Raw genomic sequence first — 25468 nt, forward strand, 5'->3', positions numbered from 1 at the left:
TCGAACAGAGCGGGGTCGTTAAAGACACGAAAACTGTTTATCGTGCCAGGTGAAGCGCCTAAAAGGTAGACATATCCGGAAATCTGCGTTCGACCCGGGCTGAAACCCCGTTCAGCACGTGGGCCACCGGACGCCCGTCGAGGACCGCTTCAAGATTGGCCAGCGTGGCTTCGAGCAGGCGCCCGGTGGACTCCGGGGTCACCCCCGCGACGTGCGGCGACAGCAGCACGCCGGGCAGCTCGCGCAACGGGTCGCCGGCGGGCAGCGGCTCGGTCTCGAAGACGTCGAGCGCGGCGCCGCCGAGGTGCCCGTCGCGCAACGCGGCGGCCAGCGCGGTCTGGTCCACCACGCCGCCGCGGGCGGCGTTGACGAGCAACGCGCCCCGCTTCATCCGTCTCGGGTCGACCAGGCCGCGGGTCTCGGCGGTCAGGGCGATCACCACGACGAGCACGTCGGAATCGGCGACCAGCGCCTCCAGGTCCTGGTAGCCGGACTCCTCGCGGGGCGTACGCGTCCAGTAGGACACCTGGCAGCCGAGGGCGCGGAACAACCCGGCGCACGCGGCGCCGATCGGCCCGAAGCCGACGATGCCGGCGCGCCGGCCGCTCAGCTCGCGAGGGCCCAGGTCGAGCTGGGGCCAGCCGCCCGCGCGGACGGCGGCGTCGGCGGCGGGCAGCCTGCGCGCCAGCGACAGCGCGGCGGCCAGGCACCACTCCGACACCGCGACGGCGTTGACGCCCGCGGTGTTGGCCAGCGGCACGCCCGCGGCGGCCAGCGCAGCGGGGTCGTGGCCGTCCACGCCCACCGACGGCTGCTGCACGAACGCCAGCCGCGGCGCGGCCGCGACGGCCGCGGCGTCGAGCGCGAGCAGGCCCGTCCAGTCGCCGAGGACGATCTCCGCCTCCGGCAGCGCGACGAGCAGCGCCGCCCGGTCACGGGCGGCCGGCACCCGGAGCTCGACGCGGTCGCCGAGCGGCGCCAGCAGGCTGCGCAGCGCCTCCTCGGGCAGCGGCGGCAGGGCCAGGAGCGTCCAGGGCGTCATGCGCCCACGGTGAAGCTCGTGACGACCTGCCGCATCAGGCTCCTGGTGCGGTTCCACTGAGGTTCGGGCATCGTCCACGACACGACGTAGGCGGCGTCGGCGGCGACGATCACGCGGCGCACCTCCCGGTACCTCTCCCCCTGCCGGGCCCACGGCGCGGCGCCCTCGCCGGCCGTGTAGGCGAACTCCCACTCCACGGCCTTGGCCCCCTGGTGCGTGATCGCCCTGCGGCCGACCACGCGCAGGTCCGGCGCTGCGCCCCGCAGCTCGTCCTCGGAGTCGCGCATGAGCTGGTACGGGTCGCGGACGACGTAGACGGCCCGCACGCCGAGGTGAGCCCGCCCACCGAGCCGCGTCCACTCGGTGTAGGCCTCGCTACGCGCCCCGCGCCAACCGGTGGGCCGGGCGATGGACCAGCCGTCGGGCGACCTCCACGCCCGCACTGCCGCGACCGCCCGGGTCGGCGTCGGCGTGGCCGACGGGGTGGGGCTGGCCGACGACCTCGGCGCGGCGGTGGAGGCGACGGGCGTGGCGGGCAGCGGGCTGCTGGCGGCGGCGCGCGCGGCGACGTCGGAGGTGCCCTCGGCGGGCGGGGTGAGCTTGAAGTAGGCGAACGTGCCGCCGCCCAGCATGAGCACCGCCGCCGCGGCAGCCGCGACGAGGGTCCGGCCCCGTCCGCGCGACGGCCGGGGCTCGGCCACGTCCAGGTCGTAGCCGGCCGGCCGGGACGCGACGATCTCGGCGAGCAGCCCGTCGGCCTCCTCGGCGGTGAGCCGGTCCTCCGGCTCCTTGCGCAGCAGGCCCTTGAGGACCGGATGCATCACCGGGGGGATCCGGCGGTAGTCCGGCTCCTCGTTGAGCAGGGCGTTGAGCGTGGCCATCGGCTCGCCGCGCTCGAACGGCGAGCGGCCCACCAGCGTGGCGAACAGCGTGGCGCCGAGCGACCACAGGTCGGAGGGCGGCCCGGCCTCGGCGGCGCGCACCCGTTCGGGGGCCAGGAAGCTCGGCGACCCGGTGACCATGCCGGTGCTGGTGAGCGAGGAGTCGCCCTCCGCCGTGGCGATGCCGAAGTCGGTGAGCACCGCCCTGCCGTCGTCGGAGAGCAGGATGTTGCTCGGCTTGACGTCGCGGTGCAGGATGCCCGCCTGGTGGGCGGCGCGCAGCGCCGAGAGCACCTGCCTGCCGACGTCGGCCGCCTGCCGGATGGGCAGCGCGCCCGTCTTGGCGACGACCTCCTCGACGGAGGGATGGCGCACCAGCTCCATGATGATCCACGGGCGGCCGTCCGCCTCGACCACGTCGTAGATCGCGACGACCGACGGGTGGTTGAGCTTGGCTGCCGTCCTGGCCTCGCGGGCGGTGCGCAGGAGCTGCCGCTCCTGGTCCGCGCGCGGCAGCCCGTCCGGCAGCAGCACTTCTTTGATCGCGATCTGCCGGTTGAGCAGCGTGTCGCGGCCTTCCCAGACCACTCCCATGCCGCCACGCCCCAGCTCACGGAGCAACTGGTAACGCCCGGCGATCAGCGGCGTGCTTTCCGAAACCATGTCCTACCCCTGTAGACCACCCGATCAGTGGGCAAGTTTCCCATACATGACCTTGGTTCGCGGGGTGGTCGGGAAGGCGGCTTGCCACAGTTCACCGAATGTTATTCTACTGGGTGCGGCGCCGACGGCTCGCACGTGAGGAGAGATCCATGACCGGAACCCCCCAGGGCCCGCTCGCCGGGGTGCGGGTGCTGGAGCTCGCCGGGCTCGCGCCCGGGCCGTTCGCCGGGATGATGCTCGCCGACCACGGCGCCGAGGTGCTGCGGGTGGACCGCGTCTCCGCCGTCTCCGACCGGCCGCGCACCGACGTGATGGACCGCGGCAAGCGGACGGTCGGGCTGGACCTGAAGGCGCCGGAGGGCGTGGCGGCGTTCAAGGAACTGGCCGCGCACGCCGACGTGGTCATCGAGGTGTTCCGGCCGGGCGTCGCCGAGCGGCTCGGCATCGGGCCGGACGACCTGCACGCGGTCAACGGGCGGCTCGTCTACGGCCGGATGACCGGGTGGGGGCAGGACGGTCCGCTGGCTCCGGCCGCGGGGCACGAAATCGACTACATCGCGATCTCCGGCGTGCTGTCGCTGCTGGGCCGCGCGGACGGGCCGCCGACTCCGCCGATCAACATCCTGGGCGACTTCGCCGGCGGCGGCCTCATGTTGGCCTACGGCGTGCTGCTCGCCCTGCTCGAACGGGAGCGGACCGGCCGCGGGCGGGTGATCGACGCGGCCATGGTCGACGGGTCGGCCCTGCTGTTCGCGATGTTCGCCCACGGGGTGCAGAGCGGCTTCTGGGGGCCGCGCGGCACCAACCTGCTCGACACGGGCGCGCCGATGTACGACACCTACGAGACCGCCGACGGGCGGTACGTGGCGGTGGGACCGCTGGAGCCGCAATTCTGGGACGAGATGGTCACCCGCATGGGGCTGACGGACCTGCCCGACCGCGCCGACCGGACGCAGTGGCCGGCGCTGCGGGCACGCCTGGCGGAGGCGTTCCGGTCGCGGACGCGGGCGCAGTGGGAGGCGGTCTTCGAGGGCTCCGACGCGTGCGTCGCGCCCGTGCTGTCGATGACCGAGGCGGCGGAGCACCCGCACAACGTGGCGCGCGGCACGTTCGTCGACGTCGGCGGCGTCACCCAGCCGCGCCCCGCGCCGCGCCTGCTCGGCGCGCCCGCCGCCGAGCTGGCCCCGGCCACCAGGCTGGCCGACCTGTCCGTGTGGGGCCTGTCAGCCGAGGTCGCCGCCAAGCTCCGCGCCCAGGGCGTGCTGGCCTGAGGCGGACCGCAGGAGCGCCGGATAGTCCTTCGGCCGGATCGAGTCGTGCAGCCGCGCCCCACCGGCGCCGATCTTGCTCGCCGCCCGCGTGACGGTGGTGGGCAGCACCGCGAGGAGCCGGACCGCCTGCGCCAGCCCCCACAGGTCGAGGCGGGAGCGGGGCACCAGGCGCTTGGCGGCGCTCAGCGCGAAGGCGCGGCTGCGCCGTACGTAGTCGCCGATCTCCGCCTCGTAGGCGGGGAAGGCCCGCTCGTGGTCGCCGCCCGCCAGGGCCAGTTCGCCGGCCAGGACGTACGCGCCGACGACGGCCAGGCTGGTGCTGCCGCCGACGGCGGGGCCGGGGCAGTATCCGGCGTCGCCGACCAGGCTCACCCGCCCGCGTGACCAGGTGTCCAGGCGGAGCTGGGTGATGGAGTCGAAGTAGAACGCCTCGGCGCGGTCGGCCTCGTCCAGCAGGCGGGGCGTCTCCCAGCCGAGATCCGCGAAGTGCTCGCGCAGCAGTCGCCGCTGCCGCGCCGTGTCGCGGTGGTGGTAGTCGAGCGGCTCCGGCGTCCGGAACAGGAACAGGGCCCGCGCCTCGTCGAGGCCGGCCGCACCGTACATGCCGGCCAGCCGGTCGATGTCGAGCACGCCCTCCATCCGGCCGTCGAGGCCCAGGTGGTTGGGCACGGAGGCGACGGCCAGGTAGGCGCCGATCCAGGTGGTGAAGCGCGACTCCGGGCCGAAGACGAGGCGGCGGACGTTGGAGTGCAGGCCGTCCGCGCCGATCACCAGGTCGAACCCGCGGGCCCGCCCGCTGTCGAACCGCACCTCGCCGTCCTGGCCGATGGCGGCGATGGAGTCGGCGAAGACGTACTCGACGTCGTCGCGGGTGGCGTCGTAGAGGATCTCGCCGAGGTCGTCGCGCATGATCTCGACGTGCCGGTCGGAGATCGCCGCGACGAGCCGGCGCGTATCCATCTCCACGGGGCGGGCGCGGCCGGGCACGGACATGACCAGCCGCTCGGTGCCCGTCTTGTGGTCCAGGACGGGGCCGAGCAGGCCCATCCGCTCCACGATGTCCATGGCGGGCCTGAAGAGGTCCACCGCGTGCCCTCCGGCCTTGCGCAGCGCCGGGGCGCGCTCCACCACCGTCACGTCGAAGCCGTACCGGACGAGCCAGTACGCGAGGGCGGGTCCGGCGACGCTGGCGCCGGAGATCAGTACGTGCATGACTGCCTCCTTACTTAACGGATGGTAAGTCGGCGCGAGCCACGACCACAAGGACTTACTTAACGATAGGTAAGGGATACGCTGGCCGTATGGCGAGGCAGAGTGACACCAGGACCCGCATCCAGGCCGTCGCGCGCGAGCTGTTCGCGGCGCAGGGCGTGCGCGACACCAGCCTGCGCCAGATCTCCGACCGGCTCGGCATCACCAAGCCCGCGCTCTACTACCACTTCGCCTCGCGCGAGGACCTGGTGCGCAGCATCATCCAGCCGATGATCGACGACACGGACCGCTTCGTGACCGCGCGCGAGCAGGCGCCGGATCGCGGACCCGGCGGCCCGCGGCTGCTCCTGGAGGACTACTTCGAGCTGATGTGGCGGCACCGCGAGGTGATCGTCATGATCATGCGCGACGTGTCGACGCTGACCGAGCTGGACCTGACGGAGCGGATGTTCGGCTGGCGGCGGCGACTCACCTCGCTGCTGCTCGGCCCCGAGGTCTCAGTCGCCCAGCGGGTCCGGGCGACGGTGGCGCTCGGCGGGATGTCCGACTGCTCAGTCGAGTACGCGCACCTGCCGCTGGAGGAGGTCAAGGGGCCGGCGGTCGAGGCGGCGGCGGCCGCGCTCGGGCTGGCCGCCCCGTCCTGACGCCCGCACACGGCCCCCGGCCGATCCCCCGGCCCGGGGCACGGGCGGTCCGGGGCGGTCCGAGCCACGGTCCAGGGCGCGGGCGGTGTCCGGGGCGCGGTCCGGGGCGCGGGCGGTCAGACGGCGATGTAGAGATCCACCCCGTCGGGGTGGTGCACCTCCAGGTCCGTGGTGAACGCGCGCGGCGGCGTGCCGCCCGACTCGGTGTGCTTCCACACCTGCTGCCACGCGTCCACGATCGCCTGCGGCATCGTGCCGCGGGCCGCCACCAGCAACGCCTTGGCGGCGGGCACGCGGACCGCCACCATCCCCTCCGGCAGGCGCGGCGCCGTGCGCACGCCGATGCCGACGACCTGCGTGTAGGCCCCGTGGTGGTCGCTCTCGTAGTCGGTGAGCACCGCGTACAGGTGCTCGTCGATCCGTCCCGGCACGTGCGCGAACGCCCCCGGCGCGCCGGCCCGCTGCCACAGCGCCGGCAGCCTGGCCCGCGCGGGGTCCAGCTCGTCGGCGTTCGTGGTGCGGACGACGAAGCCGACCACGGTCAGTTCATCGCGGTCTGTGATCTCCACAGGCCCTCCATCCCCCTCGACTGTCCCGGCAGATCATAAGGCCCCGGGAAAGGGGGAAACCCCAAGATGAGCCTGTCACCACATAAGATGGACGAACGTGGAGTTTCTCAACGGCCTCCAGCCGCATCACGACCTGACCTACAGCGACGTGTTCATGGTCCCGTCGCGTTCCTCGGTCGGTTCCCGCCTCTCCGTCGACCTGTCGACGCGCGACGGCACGGGCACCACCATTCCCATCGTGGTGGCCAACATGACCGCCGTCGCCGGCCGCCGCATGGCCGAGACGGTGGCGCGTCGTGGCGGCATCGCCGTGATCCCCCAGGACATCCCCATCGACGTGGTCGCCGACGTGGTCAAGTGGGTGAAGGAACGCGACCTCATCCACGACACGCCGCTCACCCTGACGCCGCACGACACCGTCGGCGAGGCGCTGCGACTGCTGCCCAAGCGCGCCCACGGCGCGGTCATCGTCGTCGACTGGGACAACCGCCCGGTCGGCGTGGTGACCGAGGCCGACTGCGAGGGCGTCGACATGTACACCCAACTCTCGCAGGTGATGTCGAGCGAACTGCTGACGCTGCCCACCGGGCTGGAGCCGCGCGTCGCCTTCGACCGGCTGCACGAGGGCCGGCACCGGCTGGCGCCCATCGTGGACGGCGAGGGCCGCCTGGTGGGCATCCTCACCCGCACGGGAGCGCTGCGCGCCACGCTCTACCGGCCGGCGATCGACGCCGGCGGCAGGCTGCGCGTGGGCGCCGCCGTCGGCGTGAACGGCGACGTCGCCGCCAGGGCCCGCGACCTGCTGGACGCCGGGATCGACTGCCTGGTCGTCGACACCGCCCACGGCCACCAGGACAAGATGATCTCCGCGCTGCGCGCCGTGAAGGCGCTCGACCCGGCGGTGCCGGTCGCGGCCGGCAACGTGGTGACGGCGGCAGGCGTGCGCGACCTGGTGGACGCCGGCGCCGACATCCTCAAGGTCGGCGTCGGGCCGGGCGCCATGTGCACCACGCGGATGATGACCGGCGTGGGCCGGCCGCAGTTCTCCGCCGTGCTGGAGTGCTCGACCGAGGCCCGCCGGCTCGGGCGGCACGTGTGGGCCGACGGCGGCGTGCGCCACCCGCGCGACGTCGCGCTGGCGCTGGCGGCCGGCGCGGCCAACGTGATGATCGGCTCCTGGTTCGCGGGCACGTACGAGTCGCCCGGCGACACCCGCACCGACGCCGACGGGCGCCGCTACAAGGAGAACTTCGGCATGGCCTCGGCCCGCGCGGTGCGGCTGCGCACGGCCGAGGACAGCGCGTTCGAACGGGCCAGGAAGGCGCTGTTCGAGGAGGGCATCTCGACCTCGCGCATGTACCTGGACCCGCGCCGGCCGAGCGTGGAGGACCAGATCGACGCCATCGTGGCGGGCCTGCGGTCGTCGTGCACGTACGCCGGGGCCACCACCCTGGAGGAGTTCCACGAGCGCGCCGTGGTGGGCATCCAGGGCTCGTCCGGCTACGCCGAGGGCATGCCGCTGCACCAGAGCTGGTGACGCCGCGCGGGCGGGACGGGCGACCGTCCCGCCCGCCGGTCAGTCCGGCAGCCGGTACGTCCACAGGACGTCGCCGTCGGCCGCGTACCCGGTGATCTCCTCGCTGCGCTGGACGGGCCGCGCGCCCTGCCCGCCGAAGAGCGCCACGCCCTGCCCCCACGGGTCCGGCGCCGCGTCGGCGAAGGCCCGGCCGCCGTCCTCCAGGGTGACCCCGACCCTGGCCGTGCCCCGCAGGGCGAAGCCGTGGAAGGCCCGCCCGTCGAGGAACACCTCGACCGGACGCTCGGCTGTGAGATCGGAGCTCAGTGTGGTGCCGGGCAGGGGCTGGAAGAAGCCGTGCTGGTCCTTTCCGTCCTTCCACCACTTGAGGCACGCGCCGGGGTGGAGCCGGGCGGTGCCGGCGACCGTCAGCTCGAACCTGGAGACGTCCTCGCGGGTGACACCGCACAGCAGCGCCTCCTCCCGCGACGCCCGCACCTCGACCGGATCGGCGCCGAGAGCTCCGGCAGGCGGTTGACGGCGAGCGGAACGACGCCCGCCTCCACCCCCTGACGGAACCAGGCGATCTCGGCCGGCCCGTAGCGCGCGGGGGTTGACGGAAACCCTCGATCGATCTCCGGACCAGCCGATGCGACGCCGGCCGCCTGCGGCGCGGATGCCGCCGTCGACGTGCGCGGTCGTGCCGGTCACGAACCGCGCCAGGTCACCGGTCAGGAACGGCGCGGCCCAGCCCGCGGGCCGCGCCGGTGACCACCGCGACGCGCCCGGTGAGCAGGATCCCGTCGGGAGAAAGGGCCGCCATGACCGACGACCCTATCCCGACCGCATAGAGTCGTCGGGTTCGCAGTCATCGTCAACAGGAGCGTTTCGTGGCACTCGAGAAGCCGGAAATCGACTTCCCGGAGGGCAACCCGCCCGCCGATCTGGAGATCGTCGACATCGTGGAGGGTGACGGCCCCGAGGCCAAGCCCGGCCACCAGGTCAGCGTCCACTACGTGGGCGTCGCGTTCTCGTCCGGGGAGGAGTTCGACGCGTCGTGGAACCGCGGCCAGGCGTTCGAGTTCCCGCTCGGCGGCGGGCGCGTCATCGCCGGCTGGGACCGCGGCGTCGCCGGCATGAAGGTCGGCGGCCGGCGCAAGCTGGTCATCCCGCCCCACCTGGGCTACGGCAACCGGGGCGCCGGGGCCGCCATCAAGCCGGGCGAGACGCTGATCTTCGTCGTCGACCTGCTGGCCGTCCGCTAGCCCGCGGGCAGGTCCGGGCGGGGTCGCTCGCGGCCCCGCCTTTTCTCCGGCCGACCTCCAGGTGGGGAAATGTCGGCGTCTTGAGGCACCATAGGCGGTGTGCTACTGATCGAGGTCGTCCGGGTCTCCGAGGCGGTGACGCGCACTCCGGCCCGCCTGGGCAAGATCGGCCACCTGGCCGAGCTGCTCGGCCGGGTGGGCGCGGGCGAGGCGGAGATCGCCATCGCCTACCTCTCCGGCGAGCTGCCGCAGCGCCAGATCGGCGTCGGCTGGCGCACCCTCCAGGACCTGCCGCAGCCCAGGCTGGCGGCCACGGCCACGCTGGCCGAGGTCGACGCGCGGTTGACCGCGATCAAGGCCGTCTCCGGGCAGGGCTCGCAGGCGGCGCGCAGGGCCCTGGTGAACGAGTTGTTCGCCGGGCTGACCAGTCAGGAGCAGGCGTTCATGCTGCGGCTGCTCGGCGGCGAGCTGCGCCAGGGCGCGCTCGACGGGGTGATGATCGAGGCCGTCGCCAAGGCGTCCGGGGCTCCGGCGGCCGACGTGCGGCGGGCCCTGACCCTGCGCGGCTGGCTGCCCGCGGTGGGCGCCGCCGCGCTCGCGGGCGGGGTGACGGCGCTGCGGGCGTTCAAGCTGGAGGTGGGGCGGGCGGTCTCGCCCATGCTGGCCGGCAGCGCGCCCAACGTCGCCGCCGCGCTGGACAAGGCGGGCGCCCCGGCGGCGCTGGAGTGGAAGCTCGACGGCATCCGGGTGCAGGCGCACCGCGCGGATGACGAGGTCAGGGTCTTCACCCGCGCGCTGGAGGACATCACCTCCCAGGTTCCGGAGTTGGTGGAGGCCGTGCTGGGCCTGCCGTCCGGCGATCTGGTGCTCGACGGCGAGGTGATCGCGCTGCGCCCCGACGGGCGGCCGCACCCGTTCCAGGTGACGGCGAGCCGGGTGAGCAGCAAGCTCGACGTGGCGCGGCTGCGGGAGCGGACGCCGCTGAGCGTGTTCTTCTTCGACGCGCTGCGGGTCGACGGCGCCGACCTGCTCGACCTGTCCTACGACGAGCGGCAGGGGATCCTCGGGCGCACGGTCCCAGCAGCACTGCTCACGCCGCGCCTGGTCACCGGTGACGTGGCCCAGGCGGAGACGTTCTTCACCGACGTGGTCAAGGCCGGGCACGAGGGGCTGGTCGTCAAGTCGCTGTCCTCCCCGTACGCCGCGGGCCGCAGAGGCGCCGGCTGGGTGAAGGTCAAGCCCCGCCACACGCTCGACCTGGTCGTCCTGGCGGCCGAGTGGGGGCACGGGCGGCGCGAGGGCAAGCTGTCCAACCTCCATCTCGGCGCCCGTGACCCCGAGGGCGGCGGGTTCGTCATGCTGGGCAAGACGTTCAAGGGGCTGACGGACGAGCTGCTGGCCTGGCAGACCGAGCGATTCCTGGAGCTGGCCGACGGTCCGGCCGACGCGTGGACGGTCACGGTGCGGCCGGAGCTGGTGGTGGAGATCGCGTTCGACGGGGTGCAGCGCTCGCCGCGCTACCCGGGGGGCATGGCGCTGCGGTTCGCCCGCGTGCTGCGCTACCGCCCGGACAAGCGGGCCGAGGAGGCCGACACGGTGGAGACCGTCCGCTCGTTGGTGCTGTGATCCGGCGGGGCTGACGGCGGTCACCGCCCCGACTGACGCGTCTTCCCCGTACGGCGACCGATGCCCCGTGCGCGCCTGGAGAGCTGCCTGGTCACCGGGATCCCGCGCCTCAGGAAGATCCCGTTACCAAAGTAAGATATGCCACTGAATGTGGCATTATCTTGCCTTTACTAGTGGTTTGTCCGATATGGTCTTCCCCGTTGCGGACGCGGGCCTCCTCCGCCCGCCCCGGACCGGCCGGTGGCACCCCTTTTCCTCCTCGTCCCGGCCGCCCCCCGTTCTGTCCCCTAGCTAGGACCGTGGTTTTCCTTGGGCCAGCACTCGCGTACCGAATCGTCCACGCCGAACCCCCTCTCCCGCGCGACGGCACCGGGCAGGCGCCGGTGGACCACCGTGGCCGCAGGCGCAGCCGTGATCGCCGCGGCCTCCACCACCGCGTGGGCGGCCGTCGCCAACGACGACGCCTCCAAGGCCACCACCGCGGCCGGCGTCTCGCCGCTCGGCACGTCCCCTGAGGCGCGCCCGTCCCAGCCACGGCCTTCCGTCTCCGCCGACGCCGCCAAGCCGGCGCCGTCGGTCTCGTCCACCCCTGCAGCCACCCCTCAGGCCGCCGCTGACGCCGGCTCGCCCGACGGCGCCAAGGCCGCCCGCCTCACCGCGAACGCCGCCGAGGCCCGCACCGGCGCCGCCCCGAAGACCGCCGCCCGCCAGAAGGGCGAGACGGTGAAGTCCGAGAAGCAGGCTGCCAAGCCCAAGACCCGCGTGCTCTCGCGCGGCACCTGCGGCGCGTCGTACTACAACGAGGGCCAGCAGACGGCCAACGGCGAGCGCTTCAACCCCTCGGCGCTGACCGCCGCGCACAAGACCCTGCCCTTCGGCAGCAAGGTCCGCGTGACCAACCCCGCCAACGGCGACTCGGTGACCGTCCGCATCAACGACCGCGGCCCGTTCGTGGGCGGCCGCTGCCTGGACCTGTCAGAGGCGGCCTTCTCCTCGATCGGCAACACCGGCGCGGGCGTCATGACGGTCAAGTACGAGGTCCTCGCCCGCTGACCCCGCACCCCTACCCGCACCGCCACCTCACCGGCCGCGCGGCACCGCTACCCAGGCCCACCGGCCCGCACCGCCACCTCACCGGCCGCGCGGCACCGCTACCCAGGCCCACCGGCCCGCACCGCGACCTCACCGGCCGCGCGGCACCGCTACCCAGGCCCACCGGCCCGCACCGCGACCTCACCGGCCGCGCCGCTCCGCTGCCCGGGCGCCGGCCCGCACCGCGACCTCACCGGCCGCGCCGCTCCGCTGCCCGGGCGCCGGCCGGCACCGCGACCTTCTCCGGCCTACTTCACCATCCGGATCGTGAGCGGGTAGCGGAACGGGCTCTCCGAGAGCGCCGAGATGCCTCCGGCGATGGAGAGCACGAACGCTCCCACCCAGATCACCGGGACCAGCAGGATGCCGATGACGGTGAGCGGCAGCAGGATCGTCGCCGCCAGCATCGTGAGCTGGAAGTTGAGCGCCTCGACGGCGTGGCGGCGGATGTACGGCGAGGTCTTGCCGCCGGTGAGCATGAGGATCAGCGGCCCGGCGATCGGGAAGCCCACAGCCGCGAGCAGGTGGGCCGCGGACGCGCCGAGCCGTTCGTTGCTCTCCGGCGGCGCCTCGTGACGCCGCGGCGGCGCGGGGATCGGCCGGTGCGCGGGCACCGCCTGCTCACCGTACAACTCCGTCATGATCGGCATCAGGTCGCCGTGCGTGCGCGCGGTCATCGCGCGCTCCAGCCGCTCGTCGAACTCGAACTTGTCGAAGCGCCCTTCCGCGTAGGCCGCCTTGACGTGCTCGACGACGTGCTCGCGGTCCTGGTTGGTGACGCGCAGGTGAGCCGGCGGCACCTGTCCCGGGCCCGCGGGTGTGGATACCCCAGCCATAACACCCATGCCTCTCCTTAGATCGGGGCGGTCACTCTCATCCTGCTCCTTACTTCCGCACTGTGGCCATCGGGAGGATCCCGGATGTGTCCCCTAGATCAACCCCGGGCGCGCTCAAGCGTTTGACGGTATAAAAAGGATGCATGAGATGGCGAGACCGCTACGGCATCCGACGGCTACGCGGTCCTAAGATCGCGAAGTTCGACCGTGAGGCCACCGACGCCGACATCGAAGCGCTCATCGCCTTTGCCCGGTCGCGGCGTGGCGTCGAGTTCTATGTGGAGCCGGAGACGTTCGCGACCGACACGACCGCCGTCGCGGTCGCCGACGACGGCGAATGGACCCGGCGCCGGGTGGGCTCCCCCGCGGTGATCCACAAGGTGGCCCGCGACCTCGCTCTGCCGGTGTACGACGTCCAGCTCACGGGCTATCCCGCGCGGATGCGCGCCTACAACGAACGCCGCCGCCGCGAAGGCGACCACCTCTGATCCCCTTCCACCACCACCCTGACCTCAGACAGCCGCCGACTCGACCTTTCACGCCCCGTGCCGCCTCACCGGGGGAGGCTCTCCATCATGTCGGCATGGTGATCGAAGAGCGGCCGCGCACCGACGTCGACCTCGCCGTCCTGCTCGATGCCGCGTTCGGCGAACTGGTGGCCCGCTACGGGCCCGATGGGCGCTCGCAGGTCGGCGACGGGGCCCGGTTCCTGGTCGCCGCGGTCGACGGGCAGGCGGTCGGATGCGGCGCCGTCCAGCACCTGGACGACCTCACCGGGGAGTTGAAGCGGATGTACGTCGTGCCGGGCCACCGGGGGCGCGGCATCGCGCGCTCGCTGCTCGGGGCGCTGGAGGACCTGGCCCGCGACCAGGGCTACCGCAGGCTGCGGCTGGCGACCGGAACCCGGCAGCCCGAGGCCATCGCGCTGTACGAGACGTGCGCGTACACGCGGGTCGAGCCGTACGGAAAGTATGTGCACGACCCGCTGAGCCGCTGCTACGAGAAAGCGCTGCCGGTCCGCTGAGGGCCCCCGCCCGGCGTCGACCCTCAGAGCCTGCTGACGAAGGGCTTTGGTGCTGTGGCAGGGTCAGGAGATCGCCGGCATGCGGTCATCTTCGGGTCATAGGCAATCCTCTGGGACGCGCGACGCGATGAACCGGCGGCCGTGGAAGCCGTGATGGACCGTGAAGAGGAATCGGGGGTTCGCCGAACTAGGGGTGTTCCAACGTAACCGCCTGAAAGGCCGGCATGCATGACAGCTCCCCCCAAAGATTCGGCGCCTCCCAGCGAGGGCACCGACGCGCAAGTGATAGAGGCGTCGTGGCGTCACCCTGACCGCTTCGGCGCCGTCTTCGATCGCTATTTCGCATCCATCCACCGCTATGTTCACCTGCGCTTGGGCGAGTCGGCCGCGGATGACCTCGCCGCGGAAACCTTTCTGCGCGCCTTTCGCAGCCGGGACCGCTTTGACCTCACCTGCTCCAGCGCGCGGCCCTGGCTGTACGGCATCGCCTCCAACCTGGTCGCCGAGCACCACCGCGGTGAGGCGCGCAGGTATCGGGCGCTGGCCAGAAGCGCCCATGCCGTGGAGATCGCCAGTCACGACGAGCGCGTAATACAGCGGGTCTCTGCGGCGGTCATGCAACCGCGGCTGGCCGCAGGTCTCGCCAGGCTCTCGGCCGGGGACAGGGACGTCCTGCTGCTGGTCGCCTGCGCCCAACTCAGCTACGAGGAGGTGGCCGAGGCTCTCGGCATACCTCAGGGAACGGTGGGATCACGTCTCAACCGCGCCCGCAAGAAACTCCGCAAGATCATCGGTCCCGCCGGGGAGGCACTGTGATGAACGAACTCGAAGCGATCAAGGACCACCACGACAGCCTGCCCGAACCCGCGCCCGATGTGACCGCGCGTGCATGGGTGCTGGTGGCCGAAGAGATCGAGGCCGAGCGGATCGGGAGCGGCCACCGTCAGCCGGCGCGGTCACGTCGGCGGCCTCTTCACGGTTTCCCGGCCGGCTGGTGGGCGATGAGGGCCGGCGTGGCCGTGGGCCTCGCGGCGGCGGTGACCGCGGGACTGGTCATGGTGCGTGGCGGTCACGACTCCGCCCCGTTCGGGACCCCTCCGGCCAGCGCCGCCGAGTTGCTCCGGCATGCGGCCTCGGTCGCGGCACGGGAGGATGTGCGGCCCGGGCCGGGGCAGTTCGTCTACGTCGACCAGAAGAACGTCACGTTCGCCTCCGGTTCCGAGGGCGAGTACACCCAGGACGTGCGCCGAGAGGTATGGATGCCCGCCGGGGATCCCGGCAAGGCTTTGACGCGCTCGACGTACGGGCAAACACGCGCCACCAGCGGGCGCGCTGAGCACGTGCAATCCCCCGGAACGGTGGAGTATCAGCGTGCTGGGCAGTGCCACGAGCACTCCTTGGGCCTGCCGTTCCAGGCCGCCGATCTTCCCACCGATCCGGATCGGGTTCTGGCGAAGATCCGCCAGGACGCGGAGACGTTCGTCCGGTCGGACCAGCGCAGACGAGGAGAGACGGCCCTGGGCGAGAACGAGATCAACATGCGGGTCGAGAAGGTCGTCGCGAGCTCGTTGCTCAGGCTGGCGCAGGACCCGCTCACCTCCTCCCAGAGCAGGGCCACGGTCTTCGGCGCGCTGTCGAAGCTGACGACCGTGACCATCGTCCCAGACCTCACCGACCCCGCCGGACGACACGGGGTGGGCGCCTCGCTCAAGCTTGAGAGCCCCGACGGCTGGGAACGTGGGGAGCTCATCTTCGAGTCGGCCACCTACCGGTTCCTTGGCTACCGAAGCTGGATCGGGCGGCAGGAGGGCGGACAGGTCAGAGAGATTCCTGGCGCCAGTACGGCGGTGATGACAGTGAAGGTCGTCGACTCCATGCCGGAGATTCCGAAGGACGCTGGCAAGCCGATGTTCTGCTGACTCGATCATCAAGTTGCGGGGTTGTTGGAGTAACCCCGCGTGATCAACGAGACCGCCCTGAAGAGAGCTCGACGCTCGCCATCCGATCCGTAGTCCGTGCCCCAGCCGCCCTTGCACAGGGTCGCGACCTGCACAAGGGCGTGGCGGCGCTGGAAGACAAGAGCGGTGTCCCTGCGACCGCGTCATGCCACGGTCTTGGGCGAGCGCCGCTCCGCCCTCAGCCATCCTCGAGGATTCAGCGACCCCCAAACCCTTCGTCAGCAGGCTCTCAGGCGCGCACCGCTCGCTCCGCGTCGGCAGGCCCAACCCCGCACCTCGCCCGGCCCTGCGATCACCATCGGCGGCAGGCCGCACGGCACGGGAGGGGGAGCCCGCCTAGCGGGTGTGCCGGTGGGGGTCGCGCGGGTTGGTCGCTCGGCGCGGGTGGGCGGACCAGCTCAGGTGGGAGAAGGGGCGGGCGAGCAGACGACCGGGTCGTCGTGAGGTTCCTGGTCCAGGAGGGTGAGCAGGGGAAGCAGCCAGCCGGCGTGGGGAACGCCCATGGCCGTGTCGAGCTCGGCCGGAGTCGGGAGGCGGCCACGGAGCATGCTCGGGGAGAGCAGGCTCTGCAGGGCGTGCATGAGCAGGTTGGCCATGGAGTAGCCGGGGTCGAGGGCGAGGACGCGTTCGAGGGCGATCGTGGCCTGGGTGCTGTCGCCGCCGCGCCATGCCGCCATGGCGAACAGCGTCGCGGCGGGCGGGGTGAAGCGGGGCTCCAGGCGGCGCATGAGGTCTTTCCACAGGCCGGCGTGGGACTCGTCCATGAGGGTCCAGGCTTCGTCGCGGACCCGGATCACCGCCAGGTCGAGGCCGATGCGCGCCGCCTCGGTGTCGTCGACCCGCCCGCCCGCGGCGTGGGCGGCCAGGGCGGCCCGGACCCGGACGAGACCCTGGCCGACGAACTCCTTGGCGAACGCGTCGGCGCCGGCACCGGACCGCCCGGCCGCCGCGAGCCCCGCGCGTATGTCGGCGACGACCTCGGCCGTGGCACGGCGCATCGCCCTGACGGGGCCCGCGACGGGGGCGGTGGTCCGTTCGAGGGCGCGCCGGTCGGGCAGGGCGACCATGCCGCGAACGGTCGCCTCGGCGGCGACCCTGCCGGCGACGGGGTCGTAAGGGGTGCCCTGGGCCGGACAGCAGTGGGGAAGGTCGCAGATGTAGGACCAGTAGCGGCCCTCGTGGGCCCGCAGCGCCTCCTCGACCTCCACTCCGCCCTTGGCCGCCTGGGCCCGCGCCTCGTCCACCGCCGGGGTGACCTGCTCGCCGGAGCCGTAGCCGACGATCACGACCTGGGTCATGGCCTCCCGCGCGAACAACGACCCCAAGGGGGCGAGAGTCCCGGAGGGGAACGGCAGGCTCCACCGGGCCGCCACCTGGATCCGGCCGTTGACCAGGCCGATGATGACGAGGCTGTCGGCCGGGTGGAAGCCCACGAGGTAGGGCACGGCGGCCAGGATGTCTGCGGGGGTGGTCAGGGTGAGGACGGGGTCGGACGTGTTGGTCGTCATGGGCACGAGGGTGCCGGGGGTGGGGGTGGCCGCGGGGAGCCGAAGGAGGTTCTGGGGACAACGCGCGCTGACGGCGCTCGGGTTGTGGATGAGCGGCGAGAACGCGGGTCCCCGGGGCCCTCAGGGGATCGGATGCGGAGAGAGGCGGTGGCGAACCATGAGGGCAGCACCCGCGACCGCCGCCGGCATCAGCACCACCGACACGAGCGGCACCAGGAACAGCAGGAACACCCCGACCCCGAAGCCGAGCGACGTCGCCTTGTTGCCCCGGAGCAGGGCGAAGCGCTGCTTGCGCGCCATGCCCCGCCGCTCCAGGGCCTGCGTCGTCAGCTCCACCGTGAGGAAGAACCCCGACACCGCCGCCCCCAGCACCGGCACCACCGTCTGCCCCACCACGGGCACGAAGCCCAGCGCGAACAGCGGCACGGTGAACAGCAGCACGTAGCCCAGCGTCACCAGGCTGTCCCTGAGGGAGCGCGGCAGCGTGCGCCACCAGGGCTCGTCGGCCTCGCCGGGCAGCGGGTCGACGGCCCCGGAGAGCTTCTCGTAGAACGGGTCGCCGATGGCCAGCGTCACCGCCGTGAACGTCACCACGGCCAGCGCCAGACCGCCGAGGAACACGGCGATCGCCACCATCACCCGGAACGCCTCACGCCACGCCCACGTGTCGGCGAACGGCGTGAACGTCTCCGCGAGCGACAGGGCGTTCGTCCCCAGGTAGATCAGCGCCGCGACGTAGATCGCGAAAGCGATCACCGCGGGGATCAGGCCGAACAGCCACCACCGGCCGTTCCCGGCCACCCATCTCATCCCCTGGAGGAAGAACCCCAGGCCCGCCAGGAAGTCACGCACTGATCGCATGCCCGGCAGGCTAGCGCCAGAACGACGTCACCGCGCAGCCGAGCTCCTCGAACAGGTGGCGCACGAGCGGCAGGGAGATGCCCAGGACGTTGCCGTGGTCGCCCTCGATGCTCTCGACGAACCAGCCGCCGCGCCCCTCGATGCTGAACGCCCCGGCCAGCGCGAGCGGCTCGCCGGTGGCGGCGTAGGCGGCGACCTCCTCGTCAGTCGGCCGGCCGAACCGGATCACGGTGGTGGCCACCTCGGCGGCCTGCCGGCCCGCCGCCACGTCGATGACGCAGTGGCCGGTGACCAGGCGGCCGGTGCGGCCGCGCATGACGCGCCACCGCTCCGCGACCTCCTCCTGGCTGGCGGGCTTGCCGTAGGGGCGCCCGTCGAGCTCGAGGATCGAGTCGCAGCCGATGACCAGCCCCTCGTCCAGCCCGCTCGCGACCGCCGCCGCCTTGGCCTTCGCCAGCACGAGGCTGAGCGCGGCCGGCGAGTGGGCGGAGTAGGCGTCCTCGTCCACCCCGCTGACGATCACCTTGGGGTCGAGGCCGGCGCTGCGCAGGAGGGCGAGACGGGCGGGCGAGGCTGAGGCCAGAACGATCACTGTCCCAGCTTACCGGCCACCACCGGAGCGGCTGCTCCGGGCCGGCCGTCGGCCGGGCAGCGTGGTCACGGGGCAGCGTGGTCACGGGGGCAGGGGGTCTCCGTACATGCCCGTCCCTCCGGGCATGATGTCGCCGTACGTGCCCGCCCCTCCAGGCGGCGGGGAGCCGTAGGTGTCGGGCGGGGTGTCGCGGTAGCCGCCGGTTCGCGGGTACGCGGCGTGGCCGTAGATGTCGGCCAGCAGGTCGCTCACCACGGCGCGCACGTCGTCGGGCAGGGCCGTCGCCTCACTGTCGAGGAGCGCGGCCACCTCCTCGGCGTCCATGTCGTGGTCGCCGGCCCGCGTCGCCAGCAGCGTCATGACCATGGGGGCGGTCAGGGGGAGGATCTTCATGACGACGGCCGGGTCGACGCCGCCCAGCCGGGAGATCACGGCCGTGGCCTGTTCCATGCCGCGGCCGCCGAGGACGTGGCCGAGGATGTTCTGGCCGTCGCGCATGAGGGAGGCGACGTCGCCGTTGAAGGGGTCGGCGTCGGCGTGGTCGTCCAGCGCGGCACGCAGCGCCTCCGCCCCGTCGAGGTCGCCGGTGTTGCGGGCGAGGCCGCCGACGATGGTGCCGGAGACCGCCAGGAGCACGGTGCGCGCGGCCGGCTGGCCGGAGCCGAGCATCCCGGCGATCTGTTCCATGCCTGGGTCGCCGAGCCGGGCGAGAAGCTCCTCGTGCAGTGTCATGGGAGTCCCCCCTCCTCTCCGGGGGACTTCCCACCACTAAATCCCTCTATATCCCGATTTGCGCTAATTCTCGGGAAAGCCGAGACTCAGGCGCCCGCCGGGACGCTCGCGCTCGTCACCCCGGCCGCGGCGTAGGCGTCGGCCTCGTCGAGGGTTTCGTGCTCCAGCAGGGCCACGACGATCGCCTCCAGCTTGTCGCGGTTGTCGCGCAGCACCTGGAGCGCCCGCTCGTAGCACTCGTCCACGATCCGCCGCGCCTCCTCGTCCACCATCGCCAGCGTGGCGGGCGAGGCCTGCGGCTGCTGGCCGTCGGAGGGCAGGATGGTCAGCGGGCCGACCTTCTGCGACATGCCCCAGCGGCCGACCATGCCACGGGCGATCATCGTCACCTGTTCGAGGTCGCTCTCCGCCCCGGTGGTGATCACTCCGAACACCACCTCCTCGGCCGCCATGCCGCCGAGCGCCCCGGCGATGCGGCCGCGGAGATACTGCTCGTCGTAGGCGTAGCGGTCGCTGTCGGGGGTGGAGAGGGTGACGCCGAGCGCCCGGCCGCGCGGGATGATCGAGATCTTCCGGACCGGGTCGGCGCCCGGCTGCAGCATGCCGAGCAGCGCGTGGCCCGCCTCGTGGTAGGCGGTGCGCCGGCGCTCCTCCTCCGGCATCACGATGCTGCGGGCCGCGCCGAGCTGCAGCTTCTCCAGCGCGTCGGCGAAGTCGACGCCGGTGACCTTCTCCTTGCCGCGCTTGGCCGCGAGCAGCGCCGCCTCGTTGACGAGGTTGGCGAGGTCGGCGCCGGTCATGCCGGGCGTGGTGCGGGCGATCTGCTCCAGGCTGACCGTGTCGTCGACCGGCACGCCCCGGGTGTGCACGCGCAGGATCGCGATGCGGCCGGCGGCGTCGGGCAGCCCGACCTGGACCGTGCGGTCGAAGCGGCCGGGACGCAGCAGGGCCGGGTCGAGGACCTCGGGCCGGTTGGTGGCGCCGATGACGATGACGCCCTCGGCGCCGGAGAAGCCGTCCATCTCGGTGAGGATCTGGTTGAGCGTCTGCTCGCGCTCGTCGTGGCCGCCGATGCCGCCCGCGCCGCCACGCGCCCGGCCGATGGCGTCGATCTCGTCGATGAAGACGATGGACGGCGCCACCTTGCGCGCCTCCTCGAACAGGTCGCGCACCCGGGAGGCACCCACGCCGACGATCATCTCGATGAACTCCGACGCGCTCGCGGAGAAGAACGGCACCTTGGCCTCACCGGCGACGGCCCGCGCGAGCAGCGTCTTGCCGGTGCCGGGAGGGCCGGCCAGCAGCACGCCCTTGGGCAGCTTGGCGCCGAGCCGGCGGTACTTGGCGGGGTCCTTGAGGTAGTCGACGATCTCGACCAGCTCGTTCTCGACCTCGTCGATGCCCGCCACGTCCTCGAACGTGACCCGCACCTTGGCCGCCTCGACCGGCTTGGCCGCCTTGGACTTGCCGAGCCCGCCCAGCCCGCCGCCGCCCATCATGCTGGCGCCCCGGCGCATGATCCAGATCCACAGCCCGGCGAGCAGCAGCACGGGCAGCAGCGACAGCAACAGGTTGAGGAAGAAGCCACGGCCGCCGCTGATCGGCTCGGCCTTGATGTCCACCCCGGCCGACTGGAGCTGCCCGGAGAGCTCGTCGGTGTCGGCGAACGCCGGGATCTCGGTCGTGAACTCGGTGTAGGTCTGGTTGCCGCTGTCGGGGTCCTTGGCCGCGGCCTTCAGGTGACCCTCGACGGACAGGCCGGTGGCGTAGATCTCCTTGACGTTCTTGGCGTTCACCTGCTGGACGAACTGGGTGTAGGAGATCGTCTCGACCTGTCCGCTGTCGGTGAACGACGAGACCAGGAAGAACGCCGCGTACACGACGAAGAGGGTGACGGCGAACCGCCACCAGTTGATCTTGGGTCGGCCCCCCGGTGTGCCGGGGAGCCCTTCGGTCCGCCATGGCGGCTTGGACTTGCCCTTGTGGTCGGGCGCCTTCGGTGTCCCGGTGCGCTGGTCCGGCGGCTGCGGCGTTTCCGAGCGTTCCACGGCGTCACTCCCCATATCGCCGCAATGATGATCTTCTACCCTAGGGCACGCACCCCGGACACGACCCGCGTGATGTCGTGCCAGCGCTTCTTCTGTGCGTCAGGCACAGTGACGAACACCAGACCGGGCTTGGACATTCCCCCGTCGACCACGGCCACCGCCGCCCGCGAGGTGCGCTTGCCGTACTTCACCTGGTAGGCGAGCATCCAGCCGTCCTTGACGGGCTGCGAGGCGAACCACCTGATGGTGGCGCCCTCCGGGTGGTGGTTGAGCGTCCAGCGGGCGGCCAGCAGCGCGGTGTCGCGGGGGTGCTCCTGCGCCTCGATGGGCAGCGGGCAGGTCACGATCATGCCGCGCTGCTGGGTGCCGCGCGCCTTGGGGAGCACCTGCCTGCTGGTGAACGGGGCCGGTCCGTACGTCTTCCACGGGCGGCCCAGCCGGGGAACGGCCAGCCCGCTCCGCCGGTCCCTGATCACGTACTTGCCGGCACTGCGCAGCGGGACACGCTGGACCCTCTCCGGCAGCCGAGGCAGGCGGGCGTCGGCGTACAGGGCCTCCATGGCCGTGTAGCCGGGCGCCAGCGACGCGCCGGGAGTGGGCGTGGGCCGGGGAGTGGCCGACGTGACGCTCCCGGACGAGGCGGGACCCGACGATGTGGGATCCGGCGACGTGGGATCCGGCGACGCGGGACCCGGTGATGCGGGACCCGCCGTGGCGGCGGACCCGGAGGCGAGCGGGGTGGCCGCGGCGGCGGTCGCCGCGACCGCCTGCGGCGTTCCCGACGGCAGAGCCGACGGCAGAGCCGACGGCAGAGCCGACGACAGGGCCGACGACGAGGCCGAGGACGCGGGGTCGGGGCCGGACGAGGACGGCGGGGTCGATGGCGCGGCGATCGGCCCCGCGGCGACCCCGTCCGGCTCCTGCGGGAGCACGAAGACCAGCGCCACGGCGGCGACCGCCACCGTCACGCCCACGGCCAGCCCCCGGTAGATGACCCGCATCGGCAGATCGCCGATCCGGGAGCGTCTGGGCGGAGAGGCAGGGGTTCCCGGTCTCACGGTCGCATTCCCACGGGAACCATCAGTCCCCACATCCCCATCGAGCACGACGGGAGCGTACGACATATCCAGCCATTCCGCTTATGAAGCAACCGAAGTGCAATCATGGGGCTCGTGGAACAGGTGGAGCTGCGGTTCGACCCCGCCTCGCGAGCGGCCCGGACGCACACGAACCTGTCGGCGCTCCGACAGGACGGGACCGGCCTGTGGGTGGCCGGCGACGAGACCGCGACCGTCGAGCACCTGGCGTGGACCGGCGACCACTACGGGGCCCAGCGCACGTTCCGGCTGGCCGACTACGTGCCCCTGCCCGCTGGCCCGGACGACGAGGCCGACATCGAGGGCCTGGCCAGGGCGGACGGCCACCTGTGGGCGGTCGGTTCGCACAGCCTCAAGCGGCGCCGGGTCAAGTCCAAGGACCCCGCCAAGGCCGCCAGGCGGCTCGCCACGGTGATCAGGGAGGAGAACCGGTTCGTCCTCGTCCGGCTGCCGCTGGACCCCGTCACGAACGAGCCGCGCGCGGGCTCGATCCTGTCCGGCGCCGACAACATCGCCGCCCACCTGCGCGACGACGCGCACCTGGCGCCGTTCCTGGCGCTGCCGGGCAAGGACAACGGTCTCGACGTCGAGGGCATAGCGGTCCGGGACGAGCGGGTCTACCTGGGGCTGCGCGGGCCGGTGCTGCGAGGCTGGGCCATGGTGCTGGAGGTCCGGCCCGTCGAGGCCGGCGGCGGGCGGCTGCGGCTGCCGGAGCCGCCGCGCAAGCACTTCCTCGACCTGGGCGGGCTCGGCGTCCGCGACCTGTGCCCGTACGGCGACGACCTGCTGCTGCTCACCGGGCCGAGCATGGACCTGGACGGGCCGGTGCGCGTGATGCGCTGGCGGATCAGGCAGTCGGGCGAGGTGGTGCCGTCGGACGAGCTGGAGACGCTCGCCGAGCTGCCGTACGGCGTCGGGTGCGACCATCCCGAGGGCCTGGCCGTGCTCGCCGACGGCCGGCTGATGGTGGTCTACGACAGCCCGTCGCCCGCCCGGATCACCCCGGCGGGCGGGGTGCTGGCCGACGTCTTCGCGCTGTGACCGCGCCCCGCCTCAGGAGCGGGTCAGGCGCCCGTACAACCAGGGCGCCTCGGCCACGAACGTGCACGAGCCCGGCTCGATCTCGGTGAACCCGGCGTCACGCACCACGGGCAGCCCGGCCGCGACCTTCGCCGCGAAGTCGTCAGGGGCGGCGGTGCGCACGCGGACCGACAGCCCGGCGGCCCGCCAGGCGTCGTGTTCGGCCGCCCCGCCGGCCCACCAGGCGAGCTGGGCGGCGTGCCCGGCCTGTGCCATGGCCTTGCCGGCCGACATGGCCAGGCGCGGGTTCGCCCACAGCACGGGCGGTCCGGCCGCGCCCGCCACGACCGGCTCCGGATCGCCGGAGTCGGTCAGCTCGGTGCCGGACACCTGCAGCCGCGCCAGGTCGCGCGGCCAGTCGTCGAGCGGCACGGGCGGGTGGACGCGCACCTCGGCCGTGCGGTGCTCAAGAGTGCGGCCGGGCAGCGCGGCCGCCCGCCGCCACTCGGCGCCCCTGGCGCGGCGCACCACCTTGCGGATCTTGCCCGTGGACTCCCAGGCGCGCACCTCGGCGCCCCACTCCCCCGGGTCGTCGAGCAGGCTCAGCACGGCCATCGCCGCCGCCTCCAGCGCGTCGGTGCGCTCGGGCGGCGCGGCCCTCTCGATCCGCACCACGAGGGGCAGGACCATCAGCTCGGTGTCGTTCATCGGCTCCTAGCATGCCTGATGGCCAGCGACATCGCGGTGGCGGCCAGGCACAGCAGGCCGGAGGCGTACCACGCGAGGTCGTAGGCGCCCAGGTGGTCGCGGGTCAGGCCGGCTCCGACGGCGGCGATGGCGGCTCCCACCTGGTGGGAGCCGAAGACCCAGCCGAAGACCACGGCCCCGTCCGCCCCGTAGATCCGGCGGCACAGCGCCACGGTCGGCGGCACGGTCGCCACCCAGTCGAGCCCGTAGAAGACGATGAAGATCAGCATGCTGGGCTCGGCGGTGGCGGCGAACAGGCTCGGCAGCACCATCAGCGACAGCCCGCGCAGCCCGTAGTAGACGCCGAGCAGCACTTTGGGATCCACCCGGTCGCTGAGCCAGCCGGAGGCCACCGTGCCGGCGATGTCGAAGACGCCGATCACCGCGAGCAGCCCGGCGGCGGTCCCCTGGGGCATGCCGTGGTCGTGCGCGGCGGGGATGAAGTGGGTGCCGACCAGGCCGTTCGTGCTGGCGCCGCAGATGGCGAAGCCCCCGGCGAGATACCAGAACGGGCGGGTGCGCGCCGCCGAGCGCAGCACGCCCAGCGCACGGGCGGCCGCGTTGCCCGTGGCGGGCGCGCGGCGGGTGACGCCGGGCTCGGCGCCGAGGGCGGTCAGGCCCACGTCCTCGGGGTGGTCGCGCAGCAGCCACCACACGAACGGCACCACGGCGAGGGCGGCGCCGGCCACGGTCAGGGAGGCCGCCCGCCAGCCGGGACCGGTGGCGAGCCAGGCCAGCACGGGCAGGAAGACGAGCTGCCCGGTGGCGCCCGCGGCGGTGAGCACCCCGGTGACCAGGCCGCGGTGCCTGACGAACCAGCGGTCGGTCACCGTCGCCACGAACACGAGCGCCATCGACCCCGTGCCGAGACCCACCAGCACGCCCCACAGCAGCAGGAGCTGCCAGCTCACCGTCATGAAGACGGTGAGCCCGCTGCCCACGGCGACGAGCAGCAGGGCGCAGGCGACCACGCGGCGCATGCCGAAGCGGTCCATCAGGGCCGCGGCGAACGGGGCGGTGAGCCCGTAGAGCACCAGGTTGACCGAGACCGCGAGGGAGATCGTGCCCGTGCTCCAGCCGAACTCCTCCTGCAGCGGGTTGATCAGCACGCCGGGGGTGGCGCGGAAGCCGGCCGAGCCGAGGATGGCCACGAACGCGACGGCCGCCACGAACCAGGCACGGTGCAGCCGCCCGGCGCGTGCGGGGGTGGTGCTCAACGTCATGGGTGACATCCTCGGGGAGTTCCGGCCGGTCCGACGAGTGG

25 protein-coding genes are annotated in these 25468 nt (G+C 72.8%); 11 read left to right on the forward strand and 14 right to left on the reverse strand.

The annotated features are described in order from the left end of the window. Nucleotides 1-58: 58 nt before the first annotated feature. Both FHU36_RS30065 and FHU36_RS30070 read right to left on the reverse strand, forming a co-directional pair. On the reverse strand, nucleotides 59-1042 hold the full coding sequence (locus tag FHU36_RS30065; protein ID WP_185087125.1) for an NAD(P)-dependent oxidoreductase: 984 nt from the start codon (nucleotides 1040-1042) through the stop codon (nucleotides 59-61). Then, nucleotides 1039-2586: a serine/threonine-protein kinase gene (locus FHU36_RS30070; RefSeq protein WP_185087126.1), complete on the reverse strand. Its 1548-nt coding sequence runs from the start codon at nucleotides 2584-2586 to the stop codon at nucleotides 1039-1041. Before FHU36_RS30070 ends, FHU36_RS30065 begins: the two co-directional genes overlap by 4 nt. A gap of 149 nt (nucleotides 2587-2735) precedes the next feature. On the opposite strand from FHU36_RS30070, the gene FHU36_RS30075 reads away from it, so the two are divergent. After that, nucleotides 2736-3857, forward strand: coding sequence for a CaiB/BaiF CoA transferase family protein (locus FHU36_RS30075; protein ID WP_185087127.1), 1122 nt, complete (start codon nucleotides 2736-2738; stop codon nucleotides 3855-3857). On the opposite strand, the gene FHU36_RS30080 is transcribed toward FHU36_RS30075, so the two are convergent. After that, nucleotides 3810-5069 carry an FAD-dependent monooxygenase gene (locus tag FHU36_RS30080; protein ID WP_185087128.1) on the reverse strand — a complete coding sequence of 420 codons (1260 nt, stop codon included), beginning with the start codon at nucleotides 5067-5069 and terminating at the stop codon, nucleotides 3810-3812. The genes FHU36_RS30075 and FHU36_RS30080 overlap by 48 nt on opposite strands. A gap of 89 nt (nucleotides 5070-5158) precedes the next feature. Between FHU36_RS30080 and FHU36_RS30085 the strand changes: the two genes are divergently transcribed. Further along, the gene (locus FHU36_RS30085) at nucleotides 5159-5713 is read left to right on the forward strand and encodes a TetR/AcrR family transcriptional regulator (RefSeq protein ID WP_185087129.1); all 555 of its coding nucleotides are present in this window, start codon (nucleotides 5159-5161) and stop codon (nucleotides 5711-5713) included. A gap of 116 nt (nucleotides 5714-5829) precedes the next feature. Here FHU36_RS30085 and FHU36_RS30090 read toward each other — a convergent pair whose 3' ends face one another. Continuing rightward, complete coding sequence (locus FHU36_RS30090; protein WP_185087130.1) at nucleotides 5830-6282, reverse strand: GyrI-like domain-containing protein; 453 nt, start codon at nucleotides 6280-6282, stop codon at nucleotides 5830-5832. A 97-nt stretch (nucleotides 6283-6379) separates the two neighbouring features. Between FHU36_RS30090 and FHU36_RS30095 the strand changes: the two genes are divergently transcribed. Then, nucleotides 6380-7819 carry a GuaB1 family IMP dehydrogenase-related protein gene (locus FHU36_RS30095; RefSeq protein WP_185087131.1) on the forward strand — a complete coding sequence of 480 codons (1440 nt, stop codon included), beginning with the start codon at nucleotides 6380-6382 and terminating at the stop codon, nucleotides 7817-7819. A 39-nt stretch (nucleotides 7820-7858) separates the two neighbouring features. Here FHU36_RS30095 and FHU36_RS30100 read toward each other — a convergent pair whose 3' ends face one another. Next, a complete protein-coding gene (locus FHU36_RS30100) occupies nucleotides 7859-8296 on the reverse strand; it encodes a hypothetical protein (RefSeq protein ID WP_185087132.1) in 438 nt (145 codons plus the stop codon). Between the two features lie 392 nt (nucleotides 8297-8688). On the opposite strand from FHU36_RS30100, the gene FHU36_RS30105 reads away from it, so the two are divergent. The 3 genes from FHU36_RS30105 to FHU36_RS45920 all read left to right on the forward strand — a co-directional run bounded on the left by FHU36_RS30105 (nucleotide 8689) and on the right by FHU36_RS45920 (nucleotide 11742). Beyond that, entirely contained in the window at nucleotides 8689-9063 is a 375-nt protein-coding gene (locus FHU36_RS30105) for an FKBP-type peptidyl-prolyl cis-trans isomerase (RefSeq protein ID WP_185087133.1), read from the forward strand. Between the two features lie 99 nt (nucleotides 9064-9162). Beyond that, entirely contained in the window at nucleotides 9163-10689 is a 1527-nt protein-coding gene (locus FHU36_RS30110; RefSeq protein WP_185087134.1) for an ATP-dependent DNA ligase, read from the forward strand. A 393-nt stretch (nucleotides 10690-11082) separates the two neighbouring features. Then, entirely contained in the window at nucleotides 11083-11742 is a 660-nt protein-coding gene (locus tag FHU36_RS45920; RefSeq protein WP_185087135.1) for a septal ring lytic transglycosylase RlpA family protein, read from the forward strand. Between the two features lie 287 nt (nucleotides 11743-12029). Here the strand turns inward: FHU36_RS45920 and FHU36_RS30120 are convergent, their stop codons facing one another. Continuing rightward, nucleotides 12030-12617, reverse strand: a complete 588-nt coding sequence (locus FHU36_RS30120) for a DUF1707 and DUF4870 domain-containing protein (RefSeq protein WP_185087739.1) — start codon at nucleotides 12615-12617, stop codon at nucleotides 12030-12032. Nucleotides 12618-12760: 143 nt separating this feature from the next. Here FHU36_RS30120 and FHU36_RS30125 point away from each other — a divergent pair, with 143 nt between their 5' ends. From FHU36_RS30125 to FHU36_RS30140, 4 genes are all read left to right on the forward strand, one after another. Continuing rightward, the gene (locus FHU36_RS30125) at nucleotides 12761-13105 is read left to right on the forward strand and encodes a hypothetical protein (RefSeq protein ID WP_185087136.1); all 345 of its coding nucleotides are present in this window, start codon (nucleotides 12761-12763) and stop codon (nucleotides 13103-13105) included. A gap of 95 nt (nucleotides 13106-13200) precedes the next feature. Beyond that, entirely contained in the window at nucleotides 13201-13641 is a 441-nt protein-coding gene (locus tag FHU36_RS30130; protein WP_185087137.1) for a GNAT family N-acetyltransferase, read from the forward strand. Between the two features lie 228 nt (nucleotides 13642-13869). Further along, nucleotides 13870-14457: an RNA polymerase sigma factor gene (locus FHU36_RS30135; protein WP_185087138.1), complete on the forward strand. Its 588-nt coding sequence runs from the start codon at nucleotides 13870-13872 to the stop codon at nucleotides 14455-14457. Continuing rightward, nucleotides 14457-15560, forward strand: a complete 1104-nt coding sequence (locus tag FHU36_RS30140; RefSeq protein WP_185087139.1) for a CU044_5270 family protein — start codon at nucleotides 14457-14459, stop codon at nucleotides 15558-15560. The genes FHU36_RS30135 and FHU36_RS30140 overlap by 1 nt, the downstream gene beginning before the upstream one ends. Nucleotides 15561-15997: 437 nt before the next feature. Here FHU36_RS30140 and FHU36_RS30145 read toward each other — a convergent pair whose 3' ends face one another. From FHU36_RS30145 to FHU36_RS30170, 6 genes are all read right to left on the reverse strand, one after another. Then, the gene (locus tag FHU36_RS30145) at nucleotides 15998-17107 is read right to left on the reverse strand and encodes a DUF4192 domain-containing protein (RefSeq protein ID WP_185087140.1); all 1110 of its coding nucleotides are present in this window, start codon (nucleotides 17105-17107) and stop codon (nucleotides 15998-16000) included. 120 nt (nucleotides 17108-17227) lie between these two features. Then, nucleotides 17228-17968, reverse strand: a complete 741-nt coding sequence (locus FHU36_RS30150) for an EI24 domain-containing protein (protein WP_185087141.1) — start codon at nucleotides 17966-17968, stop codon at nucleotides 17228-17230. A 10-nt stretch (nucleotides 17969-17978) separates the two neighbouring features. Continuing rightward, entirely contained in the window at nucleotides 17979-18560 is a 582-nt protein-coding gene (locus FHU36_RS30155; protein WP_185087142.1) for a Maf family protein, read from the reverse strand. Between the two features lie 81 nt (nucleotides 18561-18641). After that, nucleotides 18642-19292, reverse strand: coding sequence for a DUF937 domain-containing protein (locus FHU36_RS30160; protein WP_185087143.1), 651 nt, complete (start codon nucleotides 19290-19292; stop codon nucleotides 18642-18644). An 86-nt stretch (nucleotides 19293-19378) separates the two neighbouring features. Beyond that, nucleotides 19379-21340, reverse strand: coding sequence for an ATP-dependent zinc metalloprotease FtsH (ftsH, locus tag FHU36_RS30165; RefSeq protein WP_312891917.1), 1962 nt, complete (start codon nucleotides 21338-21340; stop codon nucleotides 19379-19381). A gap of 35 nt (nucleotides 21341-21375) precedes the next feature. Then, the gene (locus tag FHU36_RS30170) at nucleotides 21376-22341 is read right to left on the reverse strand and encodes a hypothetical protein (protein WP_185087145.1); all 966 of its coding nucleotides are present in this window, start codon (nucleotides 22339-22341) and stop codon (nucleotides 21376-21378) included. 162 nt (nucleotides 22342-22503) lie between these two features. Between FHU36_RS30170 and FHU36_RS30175 the strand changes: the two genes are divergently transcribed. Continuing rightward, complete coding sequence (locus FHU36_RS30175) at nucleotides 22504-23478, forward strand: DUF3616 domain-containing protein (protein ID WP_185087146.1); 975 nt, start codon at nucleotides 22504-22506, stop codon at nucleotides 23476-23478. Nucleotides 23479-23490: 12 nt separating this feature from the next. Here FHU36_RS30175 and FHU36_RS30180 read toward each other — a convergent pair whose 3' ends face one another. Both FHU36_RS30180 and FHU36_RS30185 read right to left on the reverse strand, forming a co-directional pair. Further along, nucleotides 23491-24165, reverse strand: a complete 675-nt coding sequence (locus FHU36_RS30180; protein WP_185087147.1) for a peptidyl-tRNA hydrolase — start codon at nucleotides 24163-24165, stop codon at nucleotides 23491-23493. Beyond that, the gene (locus tag FHU36_RS30185) at nucleotides 24162-25427 is read right to left on the reverse strand and encodes an MFS transporter (RefSeq protein ID WP_185087148.1); all 1266 of its coding nucleotides are present in this window, start codon (nucleotides 25425-25427) and stop codon (nucleotides 24162-24164) included. Before FHU36_RS30185 ends, FHU36_RS30180 begins: the two co-directional genes overlap by 4 nt. Nucleotides 25428-25468: the final 41 nt, after the last annotated feature.

Source organism: Nonomuraea muscovyensis, assembly GCF_014207745.1.
Lineage (GTDB): Bacteria > Actinomycetota > Actinomycetes > Streptosporangiales > Streptosporangiaceae > Nonomuraea > Nonomuraea muscovyensis.

Bases quoted from the DNA above. Each gene is read 5' to 3' on its own strand.
- FHU36_RS30065 (WP_185087125.1), bottom strand. From the start codon at position 1,042: ATGACGCCCTGGACGCTCCTGGCCCTGCCGCCGCTGCCCGAGGAGGCG.
- FHU36_RS30070 (WP_185087126.1), bottom strand. From the start codon at position 2,586: ATGGTTTCGGAAAGCACGCCGCTGATCGCCGGGCGTTACCAGTTGCTC.
- FHU36_RS30075 (WP_185087127.1), top strand. From the start codon at position 2,736: ATGACCGGAACCCCCCAGGGCCCGCTCGCCGGGGTGCGGGTGCTGGAG.
- FHU36_RS30080 (WP_185087128.1), bottom strand. From the start codon at position 5,069: ATGCACGTACTGATCTCCGGCGCCAGCGTCGCCGGACCCGCCCTCGCG.
- FHU36_RS30085 (WP_185087129.1), top strand. From the start codon at position 5,159: ATGGCGAGGCAGAGTGACACCAGGACCCGCATCCAGGCCGTCGCGCGC.
- FHU36_RS30120 (WP_185087739.1), bottom strand. From the start codon at position 12,617: ATGGCTGGGGTATCCACACCCGCGGGCCCGGGACAGGTGCCGCCGGCT.
- FHU36_RS30125 (WP_185087136.1), top strand. From the start codon at position 12,761: ATGAGATGGCGAGACCGCTACGGCATCCGACGGCTACGCGGTCCTAAG.
- FHU36_RS30130 (WP_185087137.1), top strand. From the start codon at position 13,201: ATGGTGATCGAAGAGCGGCCGCGCACCGACGTCGACCTCGCCGTCCTG.
- FHU36_RS30135 (WP_185087138.1), top strand. From the start codon at position 13,870: ATGACAGCTCCCCCCAAAGATTCGGCGCCTCCCAGCGAGGGCACCGAC.
- FHU36_RS30140 (WP_185087139.1), top strand. From the start codon at position 14,457: ATGAACGAACTCGAAGCGATCAAGGACCACCACGACAGCCTGCCCGAA.
- FHU36_RS30145 (WP_185087140.1), bottom strand. From the start codon at position 17,107: ATGACGACCAACACGTCCGACCCCGTCCTCACCCTGACCACCCCCGCA.
- FHU36_RS30150 (WP_185087141.1), bottom strand. From the start codon at position 17,968: ATGCGATCAGTGCGTGACTTCCTGGCGGGCCTGGGGTTCTTCCTCCAG.
- FHU36_RS30160 (WP_185087143.1), bottom strand. From the start codon at position 19,292: ATGACACTGCACGAGGAGCTTCTCGCCCGGCTCGGCGACCCAGGCATG.
- FHU36_RS30170 (WP_185087145.1), bottom strand. From the start codon at position 22,341: ATGCGGGTCATCTACCGGGGGCTGGCCGTGGGCGTGACGGTGGCGGTC.
- FHU36_RS30175 (WP_185087146.1), top strand. From the start codon at position 22,504: ATGGGGCTCGTGGAACAGGTGGAGCTGCGGTTCGACCCCGCCTCGCGA.
- FHU36_RS30180 (WP_185087147.1), bottom strand. From the start codon at position 24,165: ATGAACGACACCGAGCTGATGGTCCTGCCCCTCGTGGTGCGGATCGAG.
- FHU36_RS30185 (WP_185087148.1), bottom strand. From the start codon at position 25,427: ATGACGTTGAGCACCACCCCCGCACGCGCCGGGCGGCTGCACCGTGCC.